Below are 21,976 nucleotides of genomic sequence, written 5' to 3' on the forward strand. Positions count from 1 at the left end.
GCGGTGCTCAGTCCGGCCGGGCCAGGGCCCCGAGTATCGCCCCGGCCTCCTTGCGCGGGGCGCCGATGAGGACCGTACGGTCGCCGTCGGCGCACTCGATGACGGCCGCGTCGTACTTGTACATGCCGTACCAGGCGTGCGGGTCGCCCGGCCGCAGCCCCCGTACGCCGCGCACGGTCAGCGTCGCGGGCAGCGCCCGGCCGGCGACGCGGCCCGTCGGGTCCGGGGTCGTCGCCACCGGACCGTCGCCGAGGACCAGGGTGCCGAAGCCCGCCACGCTGTACGGGACGTCGCCGTGGACGGACGCGCTCACACACCGTCGGCCCGTCACGGCCACCGGCACGATGTCGCTGGTGTCGGCGGCGCGCGTCGCGCGGCGCTGGAGCCGCCAGGCGCACAGGGCGGCCAGCGCGAACGACGGCGGGACGGCACACCCGGTGACCGTGAACGCGTTCCCGATCCCGCTGCCCACCAGGCCGGCGGTGAATCCGACGACGGCCACCAGCGTGAGGGCCAGCGGCCAGATCAGGTACCGCATGGGCGCCATGTGCGTCGTGGTCCGGGAGCGGTAGCGGTACCACCAGGCGGCGTACAGCAGGACGAGACCGAAGGGCACGGCCAGCAGGCCGAAGGCCACCGGGAGGCGCCAGTCCTCGGAGGGCGACTCCTTGGTCTCCTGGGCGGCCCCGCCGAAGCGCACCGTGCGGATCTCGCCGCGCCAGTACACGAGGGTCACCTCGTCGCCCGGACGCACGGCGGAGTGCACCGGCTTCGCGCCGCTCATGTGGATGCGGTGCACCGCGTCCGCGCCCGGCGCCGCGTCCCGTTCGCCGGCGGTCAGCCAGTAGCGCATGCCCCGCCCGCTCGACACCTTCTCCGTGGTCCGCACCGTCGCCGGAACCGCCGTCGTGCACGAGGCCGACCGGGGCTGCCCGGCCCGGCACGCGGGCGCGGAGGCGTAGGCGTCCACGTCCGCGACCGTTCCCGGAACCAGCGCGAACAGCACCGCCCCGGCCAGCAGGCACAGCAGCCCCACGCACGCGGGCGCCAGTAGCCTCCAGCGCTCCGGTGCCCCCGGCCCGCCGCTCGTCGTCGTATCCATTCCGGCCCCCGTCCCTCCCGGCCCCCCGGCCGTCCCACCGCACCGTCCACCCGCATTCTGCCCGGCGGCCGCTCCCGGCCAGGGCCCCCCTGAGACCCGCCCGGTAGAGTGTGCGAGTCGTCATCATGCCCGTTCAGGGGGAAGCCGGTGCGAATCCGGCACTGACCACGCAGCCGTGAACCGCCGCCCAGCGGAAGTCGGAATGCCCTGTCCGTGTCGTGACCGGCTCGCGTCGTCGGGAACCCCCGGCGGCCGGCACCGTCGAGGTATACGGAGCCGGAGCCTGGTGCCTGTGTGTGCCTGTGCCCGGTTCCCCCAGGAGAGGCCCCCGCCGCCATGACCGTACGCCGCAGCGCAGTCGCGCTCGCCGCCACCGCCACCGTGCTCTGTGCGGCCGCAGCACCGGCCGCCGTCGCCGCGCCGTCCCCCTCCCCCTCCGTGGCGCTGCCCTCGGGCCTCTACGGCACGAAGGACCCGACGTACGACGGGGTGTGGCGGCAGTCGCTGGCGTTCCTCGCGCAGCGCACCGCGGGTGTCACGCCCGCCGCGAAGGCGGTGGACTGGCTGACCGGCCAGCAGTGCGACAGCGGCGCGTTCCCCGCGTACCGGGCGGACGCCTCCGCGCCCTGCACCGACAAGACGATGGTCGACACCAACGCGACGGCGGCCGCGGTCCAGGCGCTGCGCGACGTCGGCGGCCACCAGGACGCCGTCGCGAACGCCGTCAGCTGGCTCAAGTCCGTCCAGAACAAGGACGGCGGCTGGGGCTACACCGCGGGCAGCCCCAGCGACGCGAACTCCACCTCCATCGTGATCGGCGCCCTCGCGCGGGCCGGCGAGAAGCTCGGGGACGTGACGACGGACGGCGGCCGGACCCCGTACGCCGCGCTGCTCACCTTCGCCATCCCCTGCGGCGGTAAGGACGGCGGCGCCTTCGCCTACCAGCCCGACAAGGACGGCGAGCTCGCCGCCAACGCCGACGCCACCGCGGCCGGAGTCCTCGGCGCGCTCGGCAAGGGGCTCGTCGTCGGGAACAACGCGGCGGTCAAGGACCCCACCTGCCACAAGGGCTCCGCGCTCGAACCCGAGCAGGCCGCGCAGAACGGCGCCTCCTACCTCGCCGCCACCCTCGCGAAGAGCGGCCACCTCGACTCGGCGCCGATGCCCGGCGCGCAGGACAGCGCCCCGCAGCCCGACTACGGCAACACCGCCGACGCGGTCGTCGCCCTGTCCGCGTCCGGCCACAAGGACAAGGCCGCCGCCTCCGTCGCCTGGCTGGAGAAGAACTCCGCCGACTGGGCGAAGGAGAACGGCCCCGCCGCCTACGCCCAGCTGATCCTGGCCGCCCACGCGACCGGCGCCGACCTCCGCGACTTCGGCGGCGCCGACCTGGTCGCCCAGCTGAACGCCACCGGCCCCGAGCCGGCCGCCGTGAAGAAGCCGAAGGCGGCCGCCACGGAGGACGAGGAGAAGAAGGACAGCGGCGACGGCGACGGCATCGGCGGCCTCTGGTGGTTCGTCGGGATCGGCCTCGCCGTCGGCGCGGGCGTCGGCTTCCTGATCAGTGGCCGCCGCAAGAACCAGCAGCTGTGAGGAACGTCGTCAGGACCGCCGCGCTCCTGGCCGCCTGCGCCGTGCCGGCCGTGCTCGGCTCGGGCACGGCGCAGGCGGCCGGCTACCGCTACTGGTCGTTCTGGGAGGGCTCGGCGAGCGGCTGGACGTACGCCACCCAGGGGCCGTCCCTCGTGCGGCCCGGCGACGGCTCGGTGCAGGGCTTCCGGTTCGCCGTGAGCGCGGACTCCCAGGACGCGTCGAAGCCCCGCCGCGCCCCCGACTTCGCGAAGATCTGCGCGGACACCCCGGCGAAGGACGGCAGCAAGCGCGTCGCGCTCGTCATCGACCCCGGCGTCGCGGCGGACGCGCCGGACGGCGAGACCCCGCCCGCGCTGCGCACCGCCTGCGCGCGTGTCCCGGGGGACGCGAGCAGCGCGGAGGCGCTGGCCTCGGTCGCCGAGCCGCTGCGCTACGACACGAGCGCGATGCTCTGCGCGATCTCCGGCTACCCGGCCACCGGCTGCGGCGAGCAGACCTCCCACGACGGGAACGGCGGCTCGGACTCCGGCGGCAGCCGGGCGCCCACCTCGGCGTCCGCCGCCGGTTCCTCCTCCGGCAACGGCGGCGGTCCGTCCGCCGGGGTCCTCGTCGGGATCGGCGCCGTCCTGCTCCTCGGCATCGCCGCAGTCGCGCAGGCCCGCCGCCGCCGCGGATGACCGGCCCGACGGCCGGCCGCACGGACACCGCGCCGGCCCGGCTCCCCGCCTGGCGTGCCCCCGCAGCAACCCGCAGCAACGCGCTGCCGGCCGGGGCCTGGTGGCTGTGGGCGCTCGGGCTGGCCACCGCCGCGTCCCGGACCACCAACCCGCTGCTGCTCGGCCTGCTGATCGGGGTCGCGGGATACGTGGTGGCCGCGCGCCGCACCGACGCACCGTGGGCCCGGTCCTACGGGATGTTCATCCGCATCGGGCTGTTCGTCATCGCGGTGCGGCTGCTCTTCTCCGCTTTCCTGGGCTCCCCGATCCCCGGCACGCACGTCGTGTTCACGCTGCCCGAGGCGCCGCTGCCGGACTGGGCGAAGGGCGTCCGGATCGGCGGCCGGGTCACCGCCGAGCAGCTGCTGTTCGCGCTGTACGACGGGGCGAAGCTGGCGACCCTGCTGATCTGCGTCGGAGCGGCGAACTCCCTCGCCAACCCGGCCCGGCTCCTGAAGTCGCTGCCCGGCGCGCTGTACGAGGCCGGGGTCGCCGTCGTCGTCGCGATGACGTTCGCGCCGAACATGGTGGCCGACGTGCTGCGGCTGCGGACCGCCCGGCGGCTGCGCGGCCGTCCGACCGGCGGGGTGCGGGCGGTGCTCCAGATCGGGCTGCCCGTCCTGGAGGGCGCCCTTGAGCGGTCGGTCGCGGTGGCGGCGTCGATGGACGCGCGCGGCTACGGGCGGACCGCCCGGGTCCCGGCCGCCGTCCGGCACACCACGAACGTCCTCACGCTCGGCGGGCTGCTCGGCGTGTGCGCGGGTACGTACGGGCTGCTCGCCGCGCAGGGCGCGGTGTACGGGCTGCCCGTGCTGGTCGCCGGTCTCGTCGCCGCGACGGCCGGGCTGCGCCTGGGCGGGGCGCGTTCGGTGCGGACCCGCTACCGGCCCGACCGGTGGGGGGCGCGGGCCTGGCTGGTCGCGGGGTCGGGCGTCGCGGTCGCCGCGGCGATGATCTGGGCCGGGAGCGCCGGTCCCGCGGCACTGCACCCCGGGGTCGTACCGCTGACCGCTCCCGTGCTGCCGCTGTGGCCCGCGGCCGCCGTGCTGCTCGGGCTGCTGCCGGCGGTGGCCGCGCCCGTCCCGCCCTCCCCCAAAGGCTTCGAGGAGCAGGTGTGATCCGGTTCGACGATGTTTCGGTGCGGTACGAGGGCGTGGAGCGCCCCACCCTGTCGGGGGTCGACCTGACGGTCCCGGAAGGCGAACTGGTACTGCTCGTCGGTCCTTCCGGGGTCGGCAAGTCGACACTGCTGGGTGCCGTCTCGGGGCTGGTGCCGCACTTCACGGGCGGCCGGCTGTCCGGCCGGGTCACCGTGGACGGGCGGGACACCCGCACGCACAAGCCCCGGGAGCTGGCCGATCTGGTCGGCACGGTGGGCCAGGACCCGCTGTCGCACTTCGTGACGGACACGGTCGAGGACGAGCTGGCCTACGGCATGGAGTCGCTGGGCCTGGCCCCGGACGTGATGCGGCGGCGGGTCGAGGAGACCTTGGACCTGCTGGGGCTGGCCGGGCTGCGCGACCGCCCGATCGCCACCCTCTCCGGCGGCCAGCAGCAGCGGGTCGCGATCGGCTCGGTCCTCACCCCGCACCCCCGGGTCCTGGTGCTGGACGAGCCGACGTCCGCGCTGGACCCCGCGGCGGCCGAGGAGGTCCTCGCGGTGCTCCAGCGGCTCGTCCACGACCTGGGCACGACGGTCCTGATGGCGGAACACCGGCTGGAGCGCGTGGTGCAGTACGCGGACCAGGTCGTCCTGCTGCCTTCGCCGGGCGCCGCCCCGGTGATGGGGGCGCCCGCCGACGTCATGGCGGTCTCCCCGGTGTACCCGCCGGTCGTCGCGCTCGGGCGGCTCGCCGGCTGGCAGCCGCTGCCGCTCTCGGTCCGGGACGCCCGGCGGCGGGCTTCGGGGATGCGGGAGCGGCTGGCTGGTGTGGTGCCGCAGCCCGTCGGCGGTGTCGTGGATCAGAGGCTCCTTGCGCCGCCGCCCCTCGCGCCCGCGCCGCGCCGGGGCCCGCTCGCCAGGTTGTTCGGCCGCGCCCCGCAGGAGGCCCCGGCTCCGGAGCCCGTCGGCGGCGACGCGGCGGCCCGGGTCGAGCGGCTCGGGGTGCGGCGCGGCCGGATCGAGGCGCTGCGCCGGGTGTCGCTGGCCGTGGGCCCCGGCGAGACCGTGGCGCTGATGGGCCGCAACGGCGCCGGGAAGTCCACCCTGCTCGGCGCCCTCGTCGGCATGGTCGAGCCCACCTCCGGCACCGTTCTGACCGGCGGACGCACCCCGCACCGCACCCCGCCGCGCGAGATGGTGCGCCGGGTCGGCCTCGTACCGCAGGAGCCGCGCGATCTGCTGTACGCGGACACGGTCGCCGCCGAGTGCGCGGCGGCCGACGCCGACGCGGGGGCCGAGCCGGGCAACTGCCGGGCGCTGGTCTCCGAGCTGCTGCCCGGGGTGGCGGACGACACCCACCCCCGCGATCTGTCCGAGGGGCAGCGCCTCGCGCTGGCCCTCGCCCTCGTGCTCACCGCCCGGCCCCCGCTGCTGCTCCTGGACGAGCCGACCCGGGGCCTGGACTACGCGGCGAAGGCCCGGCTCGTCGGGGTGCTGCGCGCGCTGGCCGCCGATGGCCACGCCATCGTGCTGGCCACCCATGATGTGGAGCTGGCCGCCGAGCTGGCCCACCGGGTGGTGATCCTCGCCGACGGGGAGGTCGTCGCGGACGGGCCGACCGCCGAGGTCGTGGTGTCGTCGCCCGCGTTCGCCCCGCAGACGGCGAAGGTCCTCGCCCCGCAGGAATGGCTCACCGTCTCCCAGGTGCGCGCGGCGCTCGGAGGTGGCGTGTGAGCGGCGCGAAGGGGCTCGGCGGCGGCCCGGTCCGGCTCGGGCCGCGTGCCGTCGCCGCGCTGGTGCTGATCAGCGCCATCGGGGTGGTGGCCTTCGGCTGGCCGCTGCTGGCGGGCCCGGACTCGGGGCTCGCGCACGCGCAGGACGCGCCGTGGCTGTTCGCCGCGCTGCTGCCGCTGCTGGTCGGGGTGGTGGTCGCGATGATCGCGGACGCCGGGCTCGACGCGAAGGCGGTGGCGATGCTGGGGGTGCTGGCGGCGGTCGGCGCGGCGCTGCGCCCGCTGGGGGCGGGGACGGCGGGGCTTGAGCCGATGTTCTTCCTGATGGTGCTGAGCGGCCGGGTGCTGGGGCCGGGCTTCGGCTTCGTGCTCGGTTCCGTGACGATGTTCGCCTCGGCGCTGCTGACCGGCGGGGTGGGGCCGTGGATGCCGTTCCAGATGCTGTCGATGAGCTGGTTCGCAATGGGCGCGGGGCTGCTGCCGGGCCCGGACCGGCTGCGCGGGCGCGGCGAGCTGTGGATGCTCGCGGCGTACGGGGCGGTGGCGTCGTTCGCGTACGGAACGATCATGAATCTGTACGGGTGGACGATCGTGCCGGGCCTCGCCTCGGGCATCTCCTTCCATCCCGGCGGGCCGCTGGGCGAGAACCTGGTCCGGTTCCTGGTGTACTGCGCGACGACGTCGCTGGGCTGGGACCTGGGCCGGGCCGTGCTCACCGTCGTCCTGACGCTGACGGTCGGGGCGCCGCTGCTGAAGGCGCTGCGGCGGGCCACCAGGCGGGCCGCCTTCGAGGCCCAGGTCACATTCGACGCCCGTGGCGAGTGAGGGCACCCACAGGACTTTGGTCCCGTACGAAGCGGGATAGGAGACGCACGGGCGGCCCGTGGGACCGGCCCCGACCCCTCCGACCTGCTATGGAGCGGTTTGGGATGGTTCGGGACCTTCGGTCCGGGGTGCGAGGCGGGGTCGTACCGGGGGTCATTGCCACGGCCGATCGGCGCCGCTAAGACTGGAACCCGTCGCCGAGCACCGCAGGGTCCATCGATCGGATCGCGGTCAACGAGCGCCGGTCCACGCAGGATTCGGACCGAGCCCGCGACTCCCCCGTCCCCGACGTTAGGTTCCCTGTGTCGTTCGCCCGCAACATCCTCGCCCAGCCCCGCACCGCCCGTCGCAAGACCGTCGTCGCCGGCGCCGCCGTACTGCTCGGCGCCACCGGCCTGGGCCTGGGTGTCTCCCCGGCCATGGCGGCCCCGTCCGCCGCGCCGACGTCCGCCGCCGCGAGCGCTCAGGACACGGCGAAGCAGATGATCGGTGACGACGCCCAGTTCCAGTGCTTCAGCAACATCGTCAGCCACGAGAGCGGCTGGAACCCGAGCGCGACCAACGCCTCATCCGGTGCCTACGGCCTGGTCCAGGCGCTGCCCGGTTCGAAGATGGCGTCCGCCGGTTCCGACTGGAAGACCAACCCCGGCACCCAGATCAAGTGGGGCATGGACTACATGAACTCCCGCTACGGCAGCCCCTGCGCCGCCTGGTCCTTCTGGCAGGCCAACAGCTGGTACTGAGCCGGCCCGGCCGTCCAGTGAGCAACGGAGCCCCGACCGCACCGCGGCCGGGGCTCCGGCGCGTCCGGACGCGGTCAGCCGCGCGCCGCCAGCCTGTCGAACCAGCGCACGATCCGCGGGCCCGACGTCAGGTAGGTCTCGTTGTGACCGGTCTCACCCTGGTCGATGACCGGCGCCTTCACGCCCCGCTTCGCCAGATCGGCCGCGCAGCTGCGGGCGTTGGCGATGGGTACGTCGGTGTCGCCCGACGAGGTGTAGAGGCGTACGGGGACGGCGGGCTTCCAGGCGCAGGTGCCGTCCTGGGCGCGGACCGCGGCGAGCAGGGCGCCGGTGGGGTGCTGGAGCTTGCGGTAGTAGTCGTCGGTGAGCAGTTCCTTCAGGGTCGCGGGGAGGGCGGGGATGATCTGCTCCTCGTAGTGGTGGGTGTCGAAGAGGTCGTCGACGATGCCCGCGTACGGCTCCCGGAACGCTTCGGAGGGGTCCTTCCACAGCGGGTGCAGCCGGTTCTGCGCGGTGAGGAAGTACGTCATGTAGAAGATGCCGCTGGTGTCGTTGACGCGGCCGTCGAAGAGGGCGGGCGTCTCGGCGTGCTCGATGTCGTACGGGCCGGAGACGGGGGCCAGGGCCCGCAGCCGGAAGTGCCGGTCGGCGCCGTCCTGGAGGGCCTTGCCCACGGCCATGGCGACCTGGCCGCCCTGCGAGAAGCCGCTCGCGTACACGTCGCCGGTGAGCGGCCGGCCCAGGTGCCGCGACGCGGTGCGCGAGGCGCGGAGCATGTCGATCGAGGCGCTGACGGCGGAGTCGGTGTCCATGTACGGGTGGCGGCCGGGCCCCTGGCCGAGGCCCAGGTAGTCCGGGGCGGCGACCGCGCGCCCGGCGGAGGCGTGCAGGTAGGGGGCGTAGCGGCCGAAGTCCTCGCCGACGGACGGCGCGTAGTCGCGGTGGGCCATCGTGCCGTGGGTGTCGGAGACGAGGTCGAGCCGGTGGCTGCCGCCCTGGGGCAGCACGAGGAGGCCGGTGGCGGTGGTGGGGCGGCCCTGCGGGGTGATCGTCGCGTAGCTGAGGCGGTAGGCGCGGACGCCGTGGCGGACGGTGTCCGCGCTCATGCCGGCCTCGCTGATGAAGGCGGCCACCTCGGCCCGGCCGAGGCGGGCGACGGGGGTGACCGCGAGGAGGGTCCCCCGCGCCTCGTGGCGGCCGGTGGTGGCGGACGCGGGGTCGTGGCCGGTCGCGGGCCGGGACGCGGCGGTGGCCGGCACCGTGCCCAGTGCGGCGAGGACCACCACGGTGGCCGCCGCGAGGAGGCGTCGGGCGCTGGGCTTCCGGGGCGAGTTGCTCGCGTTGTTGTTCATGTCCATGACGTTAGAAAAGGGGACGCGGCGCCGACATCCGCGTGAGCCCCCGGCCCGGGGTGCACTTGAGTGCACCCTTGGCCGGGGGCCACCCGCCGGACGCGCTTCAGAGCCGCTGGATGATCGTGCCGGTGGCCAGCGCGCCGCCCGCGCACATGGTGATCAGGGCGAACTCCTTGTCGGAGCGCTCCAGTTCGTGCAGGGCGGTGGTGATCAGCCGGGCCCCGGTGGCGCCGACCGGGTGGCCGAGCGCGATGGCGCCGCCGTTGACGTTGACCTTCGCGAGGCCGTCGAGGTCGTCCTCGAAGACCTGGGCCCAGCTCAGCACCACGGAGGCGAAGGCCTCGTTGATCTCGACCAGGTCGATGTCCTTGAGCGACATCCCGGCCTTGCCGAGCACCGCGCGGGTGGCGTCGACGGGTCCGTCGAGGTGGAAGTGCGGGTCGGAGCCGACGAGCGCCTGGGCCACGATCCGGGCCCGCGGTTTGAGCCCGAGGGCGCGGGCCATCCGCTTGGAGGACCACATGATCGCGCAGGCGCCGTCGGATATCTGGGAGGAGTTGCCGGCGGTGTGGACGGCGGTGGGCATCACCGGCTTGAGGCCGGCGAGCGCCTCCATCGTGGTGTCGCGCAGTCCCTCGTCATGGTCGACGAGCCGCCACATGCCCTGCCCGGCGGCCTGCTCCTCCTCGGTGGTCGGCACCTGGACGGCGTACGTCTCCCGTTTGAACCGCTCCTCGGCCCAGGCGGCGGCCGCCCGTTGCTGGGAGCGCAGGCCGAGCGCGTCCACGCGTTCGCGGGTGAGGCCGCGCCTGCGGGCGATGCGCTCGGCGGCCTCGAACTGGTTGGGCAGGTCGACGTTCCACTCGTCGGGCCAGGGCTTGCCGGGGCCGTGCTTGGAGCCGCTGCCCAGCGGCACCCGCGACATCGCCTCGACGCCGCAGCTGATGCCGACGTCGATCACCCCGGCCGCGATCATGTTGGCCACCATGTGCGAGGCCTGCTGCGAGGAGCCGCACTGGCAGTCGACGGTGGTCGCGGCCGTCTCGTACGGAAGTCCCACGGTGAGCCAGGCATTGCGTGCCGGGTTCATGGACTGTTCGCCGGCGTGGGTGACGGTGCCGCCGACGATCTGTTCGACGCAGTCGGCCTGGATGCCGGTCCGGCCGAGAAGTTCACGGTAGGTCTCACCCAGCAGATAGGCGGGGTGCAGATTGGCGAGCGCGCCTTGGCGCTTGCCGATGGGAGTGCGTACGGCTTCGACGATGACGGGTTCCGCGGCCATGAGCTCGTCCTCTCCTCGCGCTCCCGCGATGGCGTCCCGGCGCCCCACGGAAGGAACTAGTACGCGTTCTAGTTCTGCAAGCAGTCTTATGAGGCTTACCCCCGGTACGCAAGGGTCGTGCACCCACGGCAACGGCACAAGACGCCCCACAACCGACAGGAATCGGCCAGTCGCAGGGGCGCCCGGCGCAACAGATCGGGCCACGCCCCTTGTGAGTTGTAGAACTCGTTACTACCTTGCGGACATCTTCTGATGGGTCGTCAGCTGTGGGGTCGTCAGACGCCGTACGGCAACTCGCGGACCGACCCGGAGTCTTCGACCTGGAGCTGCCGATGCCCTGCCCCCATCTGCCCGAAGGGTTCGACTTCACCGACCCCGACCTGCTCCGATCCCGCGTCCCTCACCCGGAGTTCGCGCGCATGCGGGAGACCGCACCGGTCTGGTGGTGCGCCCAGCCCACCGGCATCTCCGGCTTCCAGGACGACGGCTACTGGGCGGTCACCCGGCACGCGGACGTCAAGTACGTGTCGACGCACCCCGAGTTGTTCTCCTCGAACCTCAACACCGCGGTCATCCGCTTCAACGAGTCGATCAGCCGCGACCAGATCGACGTCCAGAAGCTGATCATGCTGAACATGGACCCGCCCGAGCACACCCGGGTCCGCCAGATCGTCCAGCGCGGCTTCACCCCGCGCGCCGTACGCTCCTTGGAACAGGCCCTGCGGACGCGGGCGCGCTCGATCGTGGAGACGGCCCTCGCCTCGGCCGACGCGGACGGCTCGTTCGACTTCGTCACCAACATCGCCGTGGAACTGCCGCTCCAGGCCATCGCGGAGCTGATCGGCGTACCGCAGGACGACCGGGCCAAGATCTTCGACTGGTCCAACAAGATGGCCGCGTACGACGACCCGGAGTACGCGATCACGGAGGAGGTCGGCACCGAGGCGGCCATGGAGATCGTCTCGTACGCGATGAACCTGGCGGCCGCCCGCAAGGAGTGCCCGGCCCGGGACATCGTCTCCCAGCTCGTCGCGGCCGAGGGCGAGGGAAACCTCTCATCCGACGAGTTCGGCTTCTTCGTGATCCTGCTCGCGGTCGCCGGCAACGAGACCACGCGCAACGCGATCAGCCACGGCATGCACGCCTTCCTCACCCACCCCGAGCAGTGGGAGCTCTACAAGCGCGAGCGGCCGTCGACGACCGCGGAGGAGATCGTCCGCTGGGCGACCCCGGTGGTCTCCTTCCAGCGGACCGCCACCCAGGACACCGAGCTGGGCGGGCAGCGGATCAGGAAGGGCGACCGGGTCGGCCTGTTCTACTCATCGGCCAACAACGACCCCGAGGTCTTCGACCGCCCGGAGGACTTCGACATCACCCGCGACCCCAACCCGCACCTCGGCTTCGGCGGCGGCGGTCCGCACTTCTGCCTGGGCAAGTCCCTGGCCGTGATGGAGATCGACCTGATCTTCAACGCGATCGCGGACGTGCTCCCCACTCTGCGGCCGGCCGGCGACCCGCGGCGGCTGCGCTCGGCCTGGCTCAACGGCATCAAACAGCTCCAGGTGAGCACATCGGCCCGCTGAGAACGCGCTGAGGGCGGCCCGCGCCCCGGCGGCGGGCTGCGGCGGATGCTCACCGTGCCCGTCCGCGACCCGGTCATCATGGCCTCGCTGCTCGGCGTGACCCTGGACACCGGGCCCGCCCGCGACGCGATCGTGGCGTCCACGCCGGTGTCCATGGTCACCCTGTCCCTGGCCACCTGGGCGCTGGACCCGTGAGCCGTCCGCGTACCGCACGCGGGCGGCTACGGCTTTCCCGCCACCGCCTCGCCGTCCGCCTCCGCCTCCGCCTCCGGTGCCGGGGCGGGGGAAGGGACCGGCACCCGGGCCGCCTTCCCCGGTGCCACCCTCACGTCCGCCTCCGCCGCCTCCACTTCCGGTTCCGGTTGCGGTTCCGGTTCCGGTTTCCGCAGCCTCCGCGGCCCGGCGAGCACGTACGCGATGAGGAAGCCGAGCGCGACGACCGTCGCCCCGCCCACCGCGTCCAGCACCCAGTGGTTGGCGGTCGCGACGATCGCGGAGACCGTGAACAGCGGATGCAGCACCCCGAGCGCCTTCATCCACGTCTTCGGGGCGAGGAGCACGATGATCACCCCGCACCACAGGGACCAGCCGAAGTGCAGCGACGGCATCGCCGCGTACTGGTTGGTCATCGCCGTCAGCGCCCCGTAGTCCGGCTTGGCGAAGTCCTGGACCCCGTGGACCGTGTCGATGAAGCCGAGCCCCGGCATCAGCCTCGGCGGGGCCAGCGGGTAGAGCCAGAAGCCGACCAGGGCCAGGAGCGTGGCGAACCCGAGGGTGCTGCGGGCCCAGCGGTAGTCCGCGGGACGGCGTACGTAGAGCACGGCGAGGATCGCCAGCGGGACGATGAAGTGGAACGTCGAGTAGTAGTAGTCGAAGAAGTCCCGCAGCCGGGCGACCCCGGCGACCGCGTGGTTGACCCGGTGCTCGATGTCGATGTGCAGCCACTGCTCGATCGAGTGGATCTGCCGGCCGTGCCGCTCGGCGGTGGGCCGCCCCGCCGTCGCGGCCAGCCTGACATGCGCGTACGCCGAGTAGACGACGCGGATCAGCAGGAGTTCCAGGAGCAGGTTGGGACGGGTGAGGACGCGCCGCCACACCGGCAGCAGCGGCACCCGGCTCCAGCGCGCCGGGACGGGCGCCGCGTAGTCGGTGGGGACGGGCCGCTGCCAGTACGGGGAGGTGCGGGGCAGGAAGGGGGCGGCGCAGGCGGCGCCGAGCGCGGCGATCAGCAGCACGTTGTCGCGCACCGGGAACACCGCCTCGATGTTGGGCAGCAGCATCGCGCCCGGCAGGGTGGTCACGAGGACCACGACGGCCGGCCACACCAGCCGGTCGGACGCCCGCCGCCCGGCCCGGCCGACCACGGCGAACAGCACCCACAGCAGCTGGTGCTGCCAGGCGGTCGGCGACACGGCGACCGCCACGCAGCCGGTCACGGCCACGGCGAGCAGGAGCTGCCCGTCGCGGGCGTACCGCACGGCGCGGCGCAGGCCGAGGACGCAGACGGCGGCGGCCAGCGCCAGGAAGAGCGCGATCTCCACCGGTCCCGCGAGGCCCAGGCGCAGCAGCGCGCCGTGCAGGGACTGGTTGGCGAGGCTGTCCGCCTGGTCACCGAGGCCGGCCCCGGCGACATGGTGCACCCAGTACGTCCACGAGTCGTGCGGCATCGCGGCCCAGGCCAGGGCCGTGCAGGCGGCGAACGCGGCGCCGCCGGTCAGGGCGGCCCGGCGTCTGCCGGTCAGCCAGAGCAGGACGGCGAACAGGAGCACGGTCGGCTGGAGGGCCGCGGCCACCCCGATGAGCACGCCCGCCTTGCGTTCGCCCCGGACGGCGAAGAGGCCGACGAGGACCAGGAGGACGGGCAGGATGCTGACCTGGCCGAGGTGGAGGGCGTTGCGCACCGGCAGCGAGAGCATGAGCAGGCTGATCGCGACGGGCGCGGCGAGCAGGGCGGTGCGCCGGCCCACGGGCTTCGGCAGGGCGCGGGCCGCGACGAGGCCGAGGGCGGCGACGAGCAGCAGCGAGCCGAAGGTCCAGGCGACGCCGAGGCTCTGCTCCGCGGTGCGGGTCAGCGGCTTGAGGACGAGGCCGGCGAAGGGGGTGCCGCTGAACCGGTCGGTGTCGTAGAGCGAGCCGGTCACATGGAGCACACCGTTCTCACCGATCCAGGTCTCCAGATCGGTGAGCCGTTCGCCCGGCGGCTGCCGCAGCACCACCGCCATCTGCCGGACCGCCAGTGCGGCCACGACCAGCCAGAGCACCGCCCGTGCCGTGCCGGTCCTCGCTCCCCCCGTCGCGCTTGCGCTCCCACTCTGCTCCGCGTTCGCCACCCTGCGCCGACCCTCCCAAGGTCTGTCGCCGGGCCAGTTGTCCGGCATGTGTGAAACCTTCGCATTGTGCTCTGAGGTAGACCCAATCAACCCGCTCTTCGCCTGACTGTCATCCCGCTTTGTCCGAAAGACTGCCCGGTCGGCCGTTTCGGATGCCGGCCGGGGGTCCGGAACCGGCCGGAGTCCGCGCACGTCTGAGCCCGTGATCGGCACCGACGGGGGAGGACCGGAACATGCGGCGCACGGGGAGAGAACGAGGGGCGGGGAGCGGGGCACGCGGTTGGGCGGCCCGTGCGCTCTCCCTGGCCCTGATGCTGGTGTCGCTGCAACTGGGCTCCCTGATCGCACCTGCGTACGCCTGCGGCTGCGGGGCGATGGTCGTGCACCGCGACAGCGAGGTGGCGGTCGACCGGGAAACCTCGGCGGTCGGCTGGGACGGCACCACCGAGCAGATCGTGATGCGGCTGACCGTCCGGGGGAACGCGCCGGACGCCGCCTGGATCATGCCGGTGCCGCACCGCGCCACGGTCGAGCTGGGTGACGCGGCCCTCTTCTCCGAGCTGAAGGCGATCACCGCGCCGGTCACCGAGGAGCGGCACCACTTCTGGCCGCGCGACAAGGACTGGCCGTTCGGCGGCTCCGGCAACGCGTCCGGCGACGGGGCCCCCGCGCCATCGGCCGCCGCGCCGGTCGATGTGGTGGGCCGGGAGCGGCTCGGGCCGTTCGACGTGGCCCGGCTCGCGGCGACCGACCCGGCGGCGCTGGAGGGCTGGCTGAAGGAGAACGGCTTCGAGCTGCCGGACCGTCTGGCCACCGCCCTGACCCCGTACGTGGAGCAGAAGTGGGAGTACGTGGCGGTGCGCCTCGCGCCCCAGGAGCAGGGCTCGCGGCTGAGCGGCACGCTCGACCCGCTGCGGCTGCGGTTCGCCAGTGACCGGCTGGTCTACCCGATGCGCCTGTCCCGGCTCGCCGCCACTCCGCAGTCGCTGGACCTGTATGTGCTGGCCGACCACCGCATGGAGCCGCGCGGCGCGATCGGCGGGCGGCCCCCGAAGGTCGCCTACGCGGGCCGGGTGGACCCGGCGAAGGAGCCGTACGAGGCGCTGGCGGCCGTCACGGGCGGCAAGCCGGTCTTCCTGACGGCGATCGGCCAGTACTTCCCGTCGCCCGAGCGGATCGACGGCGACCACGAGCTGCGGGCGACCGCGGACGACACCCCGTACCGGACCGTGGTGTACCGGGACGAGCTGCTGACCGTGGGCGGCGTGCCGGCCTGGCTGCTGACGCTGCTCGGCGCGGCCGTGGTGGTGGTCGTGGCACTGCTGCTGGTGGTGCGGGCCCGGCGGCGGCGCCCGGTGCCGCCCCCGCCGCCGGTCTTCGCTCCGCCGCCGCTGCGGTGAGGGCGGGGGCGGGCCCCGGAGCCCGTAGCGCGGTCGTCAGAATGAACCCATGACCTGGACCGTGACGCCCGAGCCCTTCGACTCCGCGGACGCCGCCCAGCTGCGGTGGGAGTACTACGCGGAGGTGGCCGGCCGCTACTGGGACCGTCCGGCGACGGCCGAGGAGATCGAGGACGGGCTCACCGGGGACGGCGCCGAGCTGCTCACGGCCCCGACGGGTGACTTCGTGGTCGGCCGCTTCGGGGGCCGGGCCGCGGCCTGCGCGGGCCTGGTCCTGGTGGACGCCGACGTCGCGGAGCTGACCCGGGTGTTCGTACGCCCGGAGTTCCGGGGCACGGGCGGCGGTGGGCTGCTGCTCGCCGCGGTGGAGTCCCGGGCGCGGGCGATGGGGCTGAGCCGGCTGCGCCTGGACACCCGTCACGACCTGGTCGAGGCGCGCGGCCTGTACGCGAAGCACGGCTACCGCGAGGTCCCGGCCTTCCACCGGCGCGCGTACGCCGAGCACTGGTTCGTCAAGGAGCTGCGGGCGTCGCCCGCCTCCTGACCCCGGCGCCTACTCCCCGCGGCGCGGGTGGCCGGCCGCGTGGTCGCGTTTCGGCTCCGGGCTGTGCGGGCGCTCCTTGCTCGAACCGCTCGTCTCCGCCGTCAGCTCGGAGATCAGCGCGACCAGGTCGGTCGGCCGGTCCGGCCCCCACCAGTCGCCGAGCAGCTCGGCGAGCGAGTCCTCGCGGGCCTGCGAGAGCTTCACCACCGCCTCCGCGCCCGGTTCGGTCAGCACCATCTGCACCCCGACCCGCCGGACGAGGCCGCGTCCCTCCAGCTGCCGGGCCGCCTCGTTGATCACCCGCAGCGGTACGGGGGCCACCTCGGCGAGCCGGGCGGGCTCGACGGTGCCGTGCCGTTTGATGCGCAGCAGCATCCAGCTGGCGGCCGGCAGCAGGTCGAACCCCGCCCGCTCGGTGATCTTGACGTAGACCTCGCGCCGCCCCTCCCGGGTGGCCAGGACGGACAGGGCCCGCGCGCACTCGTCGTACGAGGACCGCTCGACCGGGTTCGACGCCAGGGTCTCGCTCGTGTCGGGCGCCGTCACCGAACCGCGCAGCTTGTCCTCCTTGAGGAACCAGGCGACGAGGAAGGCGACCAGGACGACGGGTGCCGCGTACAGGAACACGTCGGTGATCGACGTCGAGTACGCCTGGAGGACGGGCCCGCGCAGGGCCGGCGGCAGCTGGCCGAGGGCGCGCGGGTCGGCGGCCAGGCTCTTCGCGTCGACCCCGGGCGGCATCGACCGGCCGGCGAGCGCCGCGTTGAGTTTGTCGGTGAGCCGGTTGGTGAAGATGGTGCCGAAGATCGCAACGCCGAACGAGGCGCCGATGGACCGGAAGAAGGTCGCGCCGGAGGTCGCCACGCCGAGGTCCTGGTAGGAGACGGCGTTCTGCACGACGAGGACGAGGACCTGCATCACCAGGCCGAGCCCGGCACCGAAGACGAAGAAGTAGGCGCTCATCTCCCAGGTGCCGCTGGACACCGTGAGCCGGTGCAGGAGCAGCAGGCCGATGGCGGTGATGCCGGTGCCGGCGATCGGGAACACCTTCCAGCGGCCCGTCCGGCTGACGATCTGACCGGACCCGGTCGAGGTGAGGAGCAGCCCGAACACCATGGGAAGCATGTGGACGCCGGACATCGTCGGGGTGATGCCGTGCACCACCTGGAGGAAGGTCGGCAGATAGGTCATCGCGCCGAACATCGCGAAGCCGATGACGAAGCTGATCACGGCGACGAGGCTGAAGGTCCTGATCCGGAACAGCTTCAGCGGCAGGACCGGTTCGACGGCCCGCCGCTCCACGTACACGAAGACGGCCAGGAGCAGCACGGCCAGCACCGCGAGGCCGATGATCTGGCCCGAGCCCCAGGGCCAGGTGGTACCGCCGAGTGAGGCGACGAGGACCAGGCAGGTGGCGACCGAGGCGATGAGGAAGGTGCCGAGGTAGTCGATGGTGTGCTTCGTCCGGCGGACCGGGATGTGCAGCACGGCGGCGATCACGACGAGGGCGACGACCCCGATGGGGAGGTTGATGTAGAAGACCCAGCGCCAGCTGAGGTGCTGGGTGAAGAAGCCGCCGAGCAGCGGGCCGAGGACGCTCGTCGCGCCGAACACGGCCCCGAAGAGCCCCTGGTACTTGCCGCGTTCGCGCGGCGGGACGATGTCACCGACGATCGCCATGGACAGCACGATCAGACCGCCGCCGCCGAGCCCCTGGAGGGCACGGAAGCCGATCAGCTGCGGCATGTTCTGGGCGACGCCGCAGAGCGCGGAGCCGATCAGGAAGATGACGATCGCGGCCTGGAACAGTTTTTTGCGGCCGTACTGGTCGCCGAGCTTGCCCCAGAGGGGGGTCGCGGCGGTGGAGGCCAGCAGATAGGCGGTGACCACCCACGACAGGTGTTCGAGCCCGCCGAGGTCGCTGACGATGGTGGGCAGCGCGGTGGAGACGATGGTCTGGTCGAGCGCGGCGAGCAGCATGCCGAGAAGCAGTGCGCCGATCGCCACCAGAACCGAGCGCGTGGAGCGGTCCCCGCCGGGGGCCTGGGCCGTGGGGCTCAGCTGCTGGGCCATGAAACATCTCCTCGGATGATCCGTTACACCCCCATCCTGTCTGTTTCACACCGTTATGGCCTGCCGGGGACCCGCATGATTGGGCTTCTCGGCGGCGGGCTGCATAATCGCAACCATTCAAGGGGAGGGGACCCACCATGGCCGGACATATATGCCCGGAGTGCGGTACGGACAGCAGACCGGGCACCGGTCCCGGCTGCGCCTGCGCACCGCGGTACGCCACCGACCGGGAGCGGGCCGCCGAACAGCAGCGCATCACCGAGGCGCACCACGCCGGCCGGTCGGCGGAGATGGCGGCGGCGGAGGACTTCGACCCGCTGCGCATCCGCCCGTACGTGACCCTGGGCGGCGACACCGCGGCGGCGCCCGCACCCGCCGCCCCGGACGGCGCGCACACCCCGGACAGCGCGCACGCCCCGGACGGCAGCGCGTACCCACCGGGCACCCCGCACACCCCGGGCACCTCGCACGACCCCGACAGCGCGCACCGCCCGGACGGCGCGCACGACCCGGACAGCGCGCACGGCCCGGACGGCGCGCACGACCCGGACAGCGCGCACGGCCCCGGCACCCCGCACGGCTACGGGCCCGGTGGCCCCGAGGGCGACGCCGCCACCACGATGCCGCTCTTCCTCGGCCCCGCGCCGGACGCGAAGGACCCGGCGGGGGACGCGCCCACCGGCATCCTGCTCGCCGGCCAGGACCCCGTCTCGCCGCGCCGCCGCAAGCCCTTCGCCGCCCTGGTCGCGGGGGCGGCCGTGGTCACGGTGGTCGGCACGGCCGCGTTCATCGGCGGACTGTTCAACGGGGACGACAAGGGGGAGGTGGACCTCGACCAGGCCCTGCCCTCCACGGTGGCCAGCCTGCCCGACGAGAGCGCCGAGCCCGAGCCGTCCACCACGTCGTCCGCCTCCGCCCCGCCGTCCCGCTCGCCCTCCCCCTCCGCGTCCTCCTCCGCCTCCGCCTCGGCGCCCGCGTCCCCCTCGGCGACCGCCTCCGCGTCCCGCTCCGCCACGGCCTCGGCGACGGCGCCCGGCGCGGGCGCCCCCTCGTCCCCGGCGGCGCCCACGGAGAGCAACGGCCCCACGGAGGGCGTGGCACCGCCTCCCGAGCCGCCCGGCGACTCCTCGACGCTGCGGCGCGGCGACCGGGGCCCGGAGGTGGCCGAGCTGCAGAACCGGCTCCGCGAGGTCTGGGTGTACAACGGCCCCGTCGACTCCGACTACTCGGACCGCACGGAGCAGGCCGTACGCGAGCTCCAGAGCTGGTGGAACATCACGGACGACCCGGGAGGGGTCTACGGCCCGAGCACCCGGCGCGCTCTTGAGGCGCGCACGACAGGGCAGGGCCGCCGCTGACCCGCGCCGACCTGCGCGGAAGACCCCGGCACCCGGAGCCGCACACCTCCGGGGCCGGGGTGATTCGCTTTCATCGGCCCGTTTTTGTATCGTGGAGGAACAAAGTGGCCTCCGCGCGCACACCCTGACCGGCGGGCGGGGGCCGCTTGATCTCTTCCCGCGCCGCTCCCCCGGCGGCGTTCGCTTCCCCGTTCTGGAGCCCGCCCATGCCGGCCACCGCCCTCACCGCCCGCTGCCTCCTGCTCGACATGGACGGCACCCTGGTGAATTCCGATGCCGTCGTGGAGCGCTGCTGGCGACGCTGGGCCCTGCGGCACGGGCTGGACCCGGAAGAGGCGTTGAAGGTCGTCCACGGCCGGCAGGGGTACGCCACGATGGCGGTCCTGCTGCCCGAGCGCCCGATGGAGCAGAACCACGCGGACAACCGGGTGATGCTCGCCGAGGAGACCGCCGACACCGACGGCGTGGTCCCGGTCGGCGGCGCCCCGGCCTTCATGGACGCCATCGCCGGCCTTCCGCACGCCCTGGTCACCTCGGCCGACCTGGCGCTGGCGACGGCCCGGATGGGCGCGGCCGGTCTGCGGATGCCCGACTTCCGCGTCACCGCCGAGAGCGTCGGAGCCAGCAAGCCGGACCCGGAGGGCTTCCTCAAGGGCGCCGCCGGACTCGGCTTCACGGCGGCCGACTGCGTCGTCTTCGAGGACTCCGAGGCGGGCATCGCCGCCGGCCGGGCGGCCGGTATGCGCGTCGTGGGCGTCGGCCCGCGCGCGGCGGCCCTCTCCCCCGACGCCCACGTCGACGATCTGACCCACCTCCGCGTGGAGGCGGCGGCGGACGGCGCGATCACCCTGCGCTTCGACGCCCGGTAGCCCCCGGCCGGGGTTCCCGCACCCCACCGCACACCCACACCGCGAACAGCCGTACGGCCCTCACCCACTCCGGGTGAGGGCCGTACGCGTGTGACCCCTCGCAGGCCGGCACCCTTGCCCCGCCCCGAAACTGGCAATCCCTCAGCTCCCCGCGCCCGCGCGCACGGCCGGGCACGCCCCCCGTACGGCGAACCCCTTTGTCAGACCCCTTGATGTGACGTGCCCATGTCGCCACTCTGTTACCTGGCGCCCACCCCGCGGAAACCCGGCGCCGCCACGATGGCCGGGCCGTTCCGGACAGCCCGCCCACCAGCCCCCCACATCAAGGGAGTTCGCATGTCAGGTATCTACGCGCGTCGCATAGCCGTACTCACCGCGTCCGCCGCCCTCGCGGCCACCACCGGCCTGCTCACCGCCCCCAGCGCCCAGGCCGCCATGCCCACCCCGATCGCCGCGTCCACCGCCCGCACGTATCTGAGCCAGCTGACCGTCCAGGCCGAAGGCTCGTCCAGCGGTTACAGCCGGGACAAGTTCCCGCACTGGATCACCCAGTCGGGGACGTGCAACACCCGCGAGGTCGTTCTGAAGCGGGACGGTACGAACGTCACGCAGGACTCCAGCTGCGCGGCCACCAGCGGCAAGTGGTACTCGGAGTACGACGGCGCCACCTGGACCGCCGCCTCCGATGTGGACATCGACCACATGGTCCCGCTCGCCGAGGCCTGGCGCTCCGGCGCCTCCAGCTGGACCAACGCCCAACGGCAGGCGTACGCGAATGACTTGACGCGCCCACAGCTGATCGCGGTCACAGACAACGTCAACCAGTCCAAGGGCGACAAGGACCCGGCCAAGTGGATGCCGCCGCGCGCCGCTTACAAGTGCACATATGTGCGCGCCTGGATTCATGTGAAGCACTACTACAAGCTGACGGTCGACTCGGCGGAGAAGACAGCCCTGCAAGCCGCGCTCAAGGGCTGCTGAAACCCCCACGTCGGTGGCCCCACCGGCCGACGCCCGCAGGCCGGGCCGGCCGGTGGGGCCACCGACGTGTTTTCGGCCTACTACGGATGTCCATGACAAGCCCTCGCGCGAACCGGCCACCGGACGACGGCCCGCGCACCCCTCAACAGCCCCCGGGAGGCCCGGAACTCCACCGGTACTCCAGCGAAAGAAAGGGCGTGCCATGGTCGGGGCGTCGCGCCGCGACACGGACCCCCATGGCCGGAAAGCTGCGCCGTCAATGGTTCAGGCCAAGTAAAGGAAAGAAGGTGCCCAGTTCGCGGCGGTATTGGCCCGCCCATTGACTCATGACAGGCCGTCGAATTTCAGCCAGTCGACAAAACGTTGAACTTGCAAGTATTGGTGAGG

Annotated in this window: 18 protein-coding genes and 1 riboswitch; of the genes, 13 read left to right on the forward strand and 5 right to left on the reverse strand. The window is 73.5% G+C overall.

Translation table 11 applies throughout. From position 1 onward, the window contains the following. Positions 1 to 7 precede the first annotated feature (7 nt). Positions 8 to 1,102: a hypothetical protein gene (locus B082_RS0134835; protein WP_078622724.1), complete on the reverse strand. Its 1,095-nt coding sequence runs from the start codon at positions 1,100 to 1,102 to the stop codon at positions 8 to 10. Between the two features lie 135 nt (positions 1,103 to 1,237). Further along, a riboswitch (cobalamin riboswitch) is annotated at positions 1,238 to 1,310 on the forward strand. Positions 1,311 to 1,438: 128 nt separating this feature from the next. Between B082_RS0134835 and B082_RS0134840 the strand changes: the two genes are divergently transcribed. The 6 genes from B082_RS0134840 to B082_RS0134865 all read left to right on the forward strand — a co-directional run bounded on the left by B082_RS0134840 (position 1,439) and on the right by B082_RS0134865 (position 7,814). Continuing rightward, positions 1,439 to 2,695 (forward strand): prenyltransferase/squalene oxidase repeat-containing protein, encoded by a 1,257-nt coding sequence (locus B082_RS0134840; protein ID WP_018556403.1) that lies wholly within the window; start codon positions 1,439 to 1,441, stop codon positions 2,693 to 2,695. Beyond that, entirely contained in the window at positions 2,692 to 3,372 is a 681-nt protein-coding gene (locus B082_RS0134845) for an SCO2322 family protein (protein WP_018556404.1), read from the forward strand. Before B082_RS0134840 ends, B082_RS0134845 begins: the two co-directional genes overlap by 4 nt. Then, the gene (locus B082_RS0134850) at positions 3,369 to 4,529 is read left to right on the forward strand and encodes a cobalt ABC transporter permease (protein WP_018556405.1); all 1,161 of its coding nucleotides are present in this window, start codon (positions 3,369 to 3,371) and stop codon (positions 4,527 to 4,529) included. Before B082_RS0134845 ends, B082_RS0134850 begins: the two co-directional genes overlap by 4 nt. Next, complete coding sequence (locus B082_RS0134855; protein WP_018556406.1) at positions 4,526 to 6,247, forward strand: ABC transporter ATP-binding protein; 1,722 nt, start codon at positions 4,526 to 4,528, stop codon at positions 6,245 to 6,247. Before B082_RS0134850 ends, B082_RS0134855 begins: the two co-directional genes overlap by 4 nt. Beyond that, positions 6,199 to 7,071: an ECF transporter S component gene (locus B082_RS0134860; RefSeq protein WP_202454207.1), complete on the forward strand. Its 873-nt coding sequence runs from the start codon at positions 6,199 to 6,201 to the stop codon at positions 7,069 to 7,071. Before B082_RS0134855 ends, B082_RS0134860 begins: the two co-directional genes overlap by 49 nt. Before the next feature lie 302 nt (positions 7,072 to 7,373). After that, positions 7,374 to 7,814, forward strand: a complete 441-nt coding sequence (locus B082_RS0134865; protein ID WP_018556408.1) for a transglycosylase SLT domain-containing protein — start codon at positions 7,374 to 7,376, stop codon at positions 7,812 to 7,814. A 74-nt stretch (positions 7,815 to 7,888) separates the two neighbouring features. On the opposite strand, the gene B082_RS0134870 is transcribed toward B082_RS0134865, so the two are convergent. Then, positions 7,889 to 9,172 carry an alpha/beta hydrolase family protein gene (locus B082_RS0134870; RefSeq protein WP_018556409.1) on the reverse strand — a complete coding sequence of 428 codons (1,284 nt, stop codon included), beginning with the start codon at positions 9,170 to 9,172 and terminating at the stop codon, positions 7,889 to 7,891. 100 nt (positions 9,173 to 9,272) lie between these two features. Further along, entirely contained in the window at positions 9,273 to 10,451 is a 1,179-nt protein-coding gene (locus B082_RS0134875; protein WP_018556410.1) for a steroid 3-ketoacyl-CoA thiolase, read from the reverse strand. A gap of 332 nt (positions 10,452 to 10,783) precedes the next feature. Between B082_RS0134875 and B082_RS0134880 the strand changes: the two genes are divergently transcribed. Then, positions 10,784 to 12,034: a cytochrome P450 gene (locus B082_RS0134880; protein ID WP_018556411.1), complete on the forward strand. Its 1,251-nt coding sequence runs from the start codon at positions 10,784 to 10,786 to the stop codon at positions 12,032 to 12,034. Between the two features lie 45 nt (positions 12,035 to 12,079). Further along, positions 12,080 to 12,229 carry a hypothetical protein gene (locus B082_RS38580; protein WP_018556412.1) on the forward strand — a complete coding sequence of 50 codons (150 nt, stop codon included), beginning with the start codon at positions 12,080 to 12,082 and terminating at the stop codon, positions 12,227 to 12,229. A gap of 26 nt (positions 12,230 to 12,255) precedes the next feature. Here B082_RS38580 and B082_RS0134890 read toward each other — a convergent pair whose 3' ends face one another. Next, on the reverse strand, positions 12,256 to 14,295 hold the full coding sequence (locus B082_RS0134890; protein ID WP_018556413.1) for a bifunctional glycosyltransferase 87/phosphatase PAP2 family protein: 2,040 nt from the start codon (positions 14,293 to 14,295) through the stop codon (positions 12,256 to 12,258). Positions 14,296 to 14,675: 380 nt separating this feature from the next. On the opposite strand from B082_RS0134890, the gene B082_RS0134895 reads away from it, so the two are divergent. Both B082_RS0134895 and B082_RS0134900 read left to right on the forward strand, forming a co-directional pair. Continuing rightward, positions 14,676 to 15,764 (forward strand): DUF2330 domain-containing protein, encoded by a 1,089-nt coding sequence (locus B082_RS0134895; protein ID WP_018556414.1) that lies wholly within the window; start codon positions 14,676 to 14,678, stop codon positions 15,762 to 15,764. A gap of 49 nt (positions 15,765 to 15,813) precedes the next feature. Then, entirely contained in the window at positions 15,814 to 16,308 is a 495-nt protein-coding gene (locus B082_RS0134900) for a GNAT family N-acetyltransferase (RefSeq protein ID WP_018556415.1), read from the forward strand. Between the two features lie 9 nt (positions 16,309 to 16,317). On the opposite strand, the gene B082_RS0134905 is transcribed toward B082_RS0134900, so the two are convergent. Then, positions 16,318 to 18,381, reverse strand: coding sequence for an MDR family MFS transporter (locus tag B082_RS0134905; protein WP_018556416.1), 2,064 nt, complete (start codon positions 18,379 to 18,381; stop codon positions 16,318 to 16,320). Positions 18,382 to 18,518: 137 nt separating this feature from the next. On the opposite strand from B082_RS0134905, the gene B082_RS0134910 reads away from it, so the two are divergent. The 3 genes from B082_RS0134910 (at position 18,519) to B082_RS0134920 (ending at position 21,589) form a co-directional block, all read left to right on the forward strand. After that, complete coding sequence (locus B082_RS0134910) at positions 18,519 to 19,739, forward strand: peptidoglycan-binding domain-containing protein (protein ID WP_018556417.1); 1,221 nt, start codon at positions 18,519 to 18,521, stop codon at positions 19,737 to 19,739. A gap of 206 nt (positions 19,740 to 19,945) precedes the next feature. Further along, the gene (locus tag B082_RS0134915) at positions 19,946 to 20,608 is read left to right on the forward strand and encodes an HAD-IA family hydrolase (protein ID WP_018556418.1); all 663 of its coding nucleotides are present in this window, start codon (positions 19,946 to 19,948) and stop codon (positions 20,606 to 20,608) included. A gap of 336 nt (positions 20,609 to 20,944) precedes the next feature. After that, positions 20,945 to 21,589, forward strand: a complete 645-nt coding sequence (locus tag B082_RS0134920) for an HNH endonuclease family protein (protein WP_018556419.1) — start codon at positions 20,945 to 20,947, stop codon at positions 21,587 to 21,589. The last annotated feature ends 387 nt before the right edge of the window (positions 21,590 to 21,976 follow it).

The sequence above is a fragment of the Streptomyces sp. ATexAB-D23 genome, from assembly GCF_000373645.1.
GTDB classification, from domain to species: Bacteria; Actinomycetota; Actinomycetes; order Streptomycetales; family Streptomycetaceae; genus Streptomyces; species Streptomyces castrisilvae.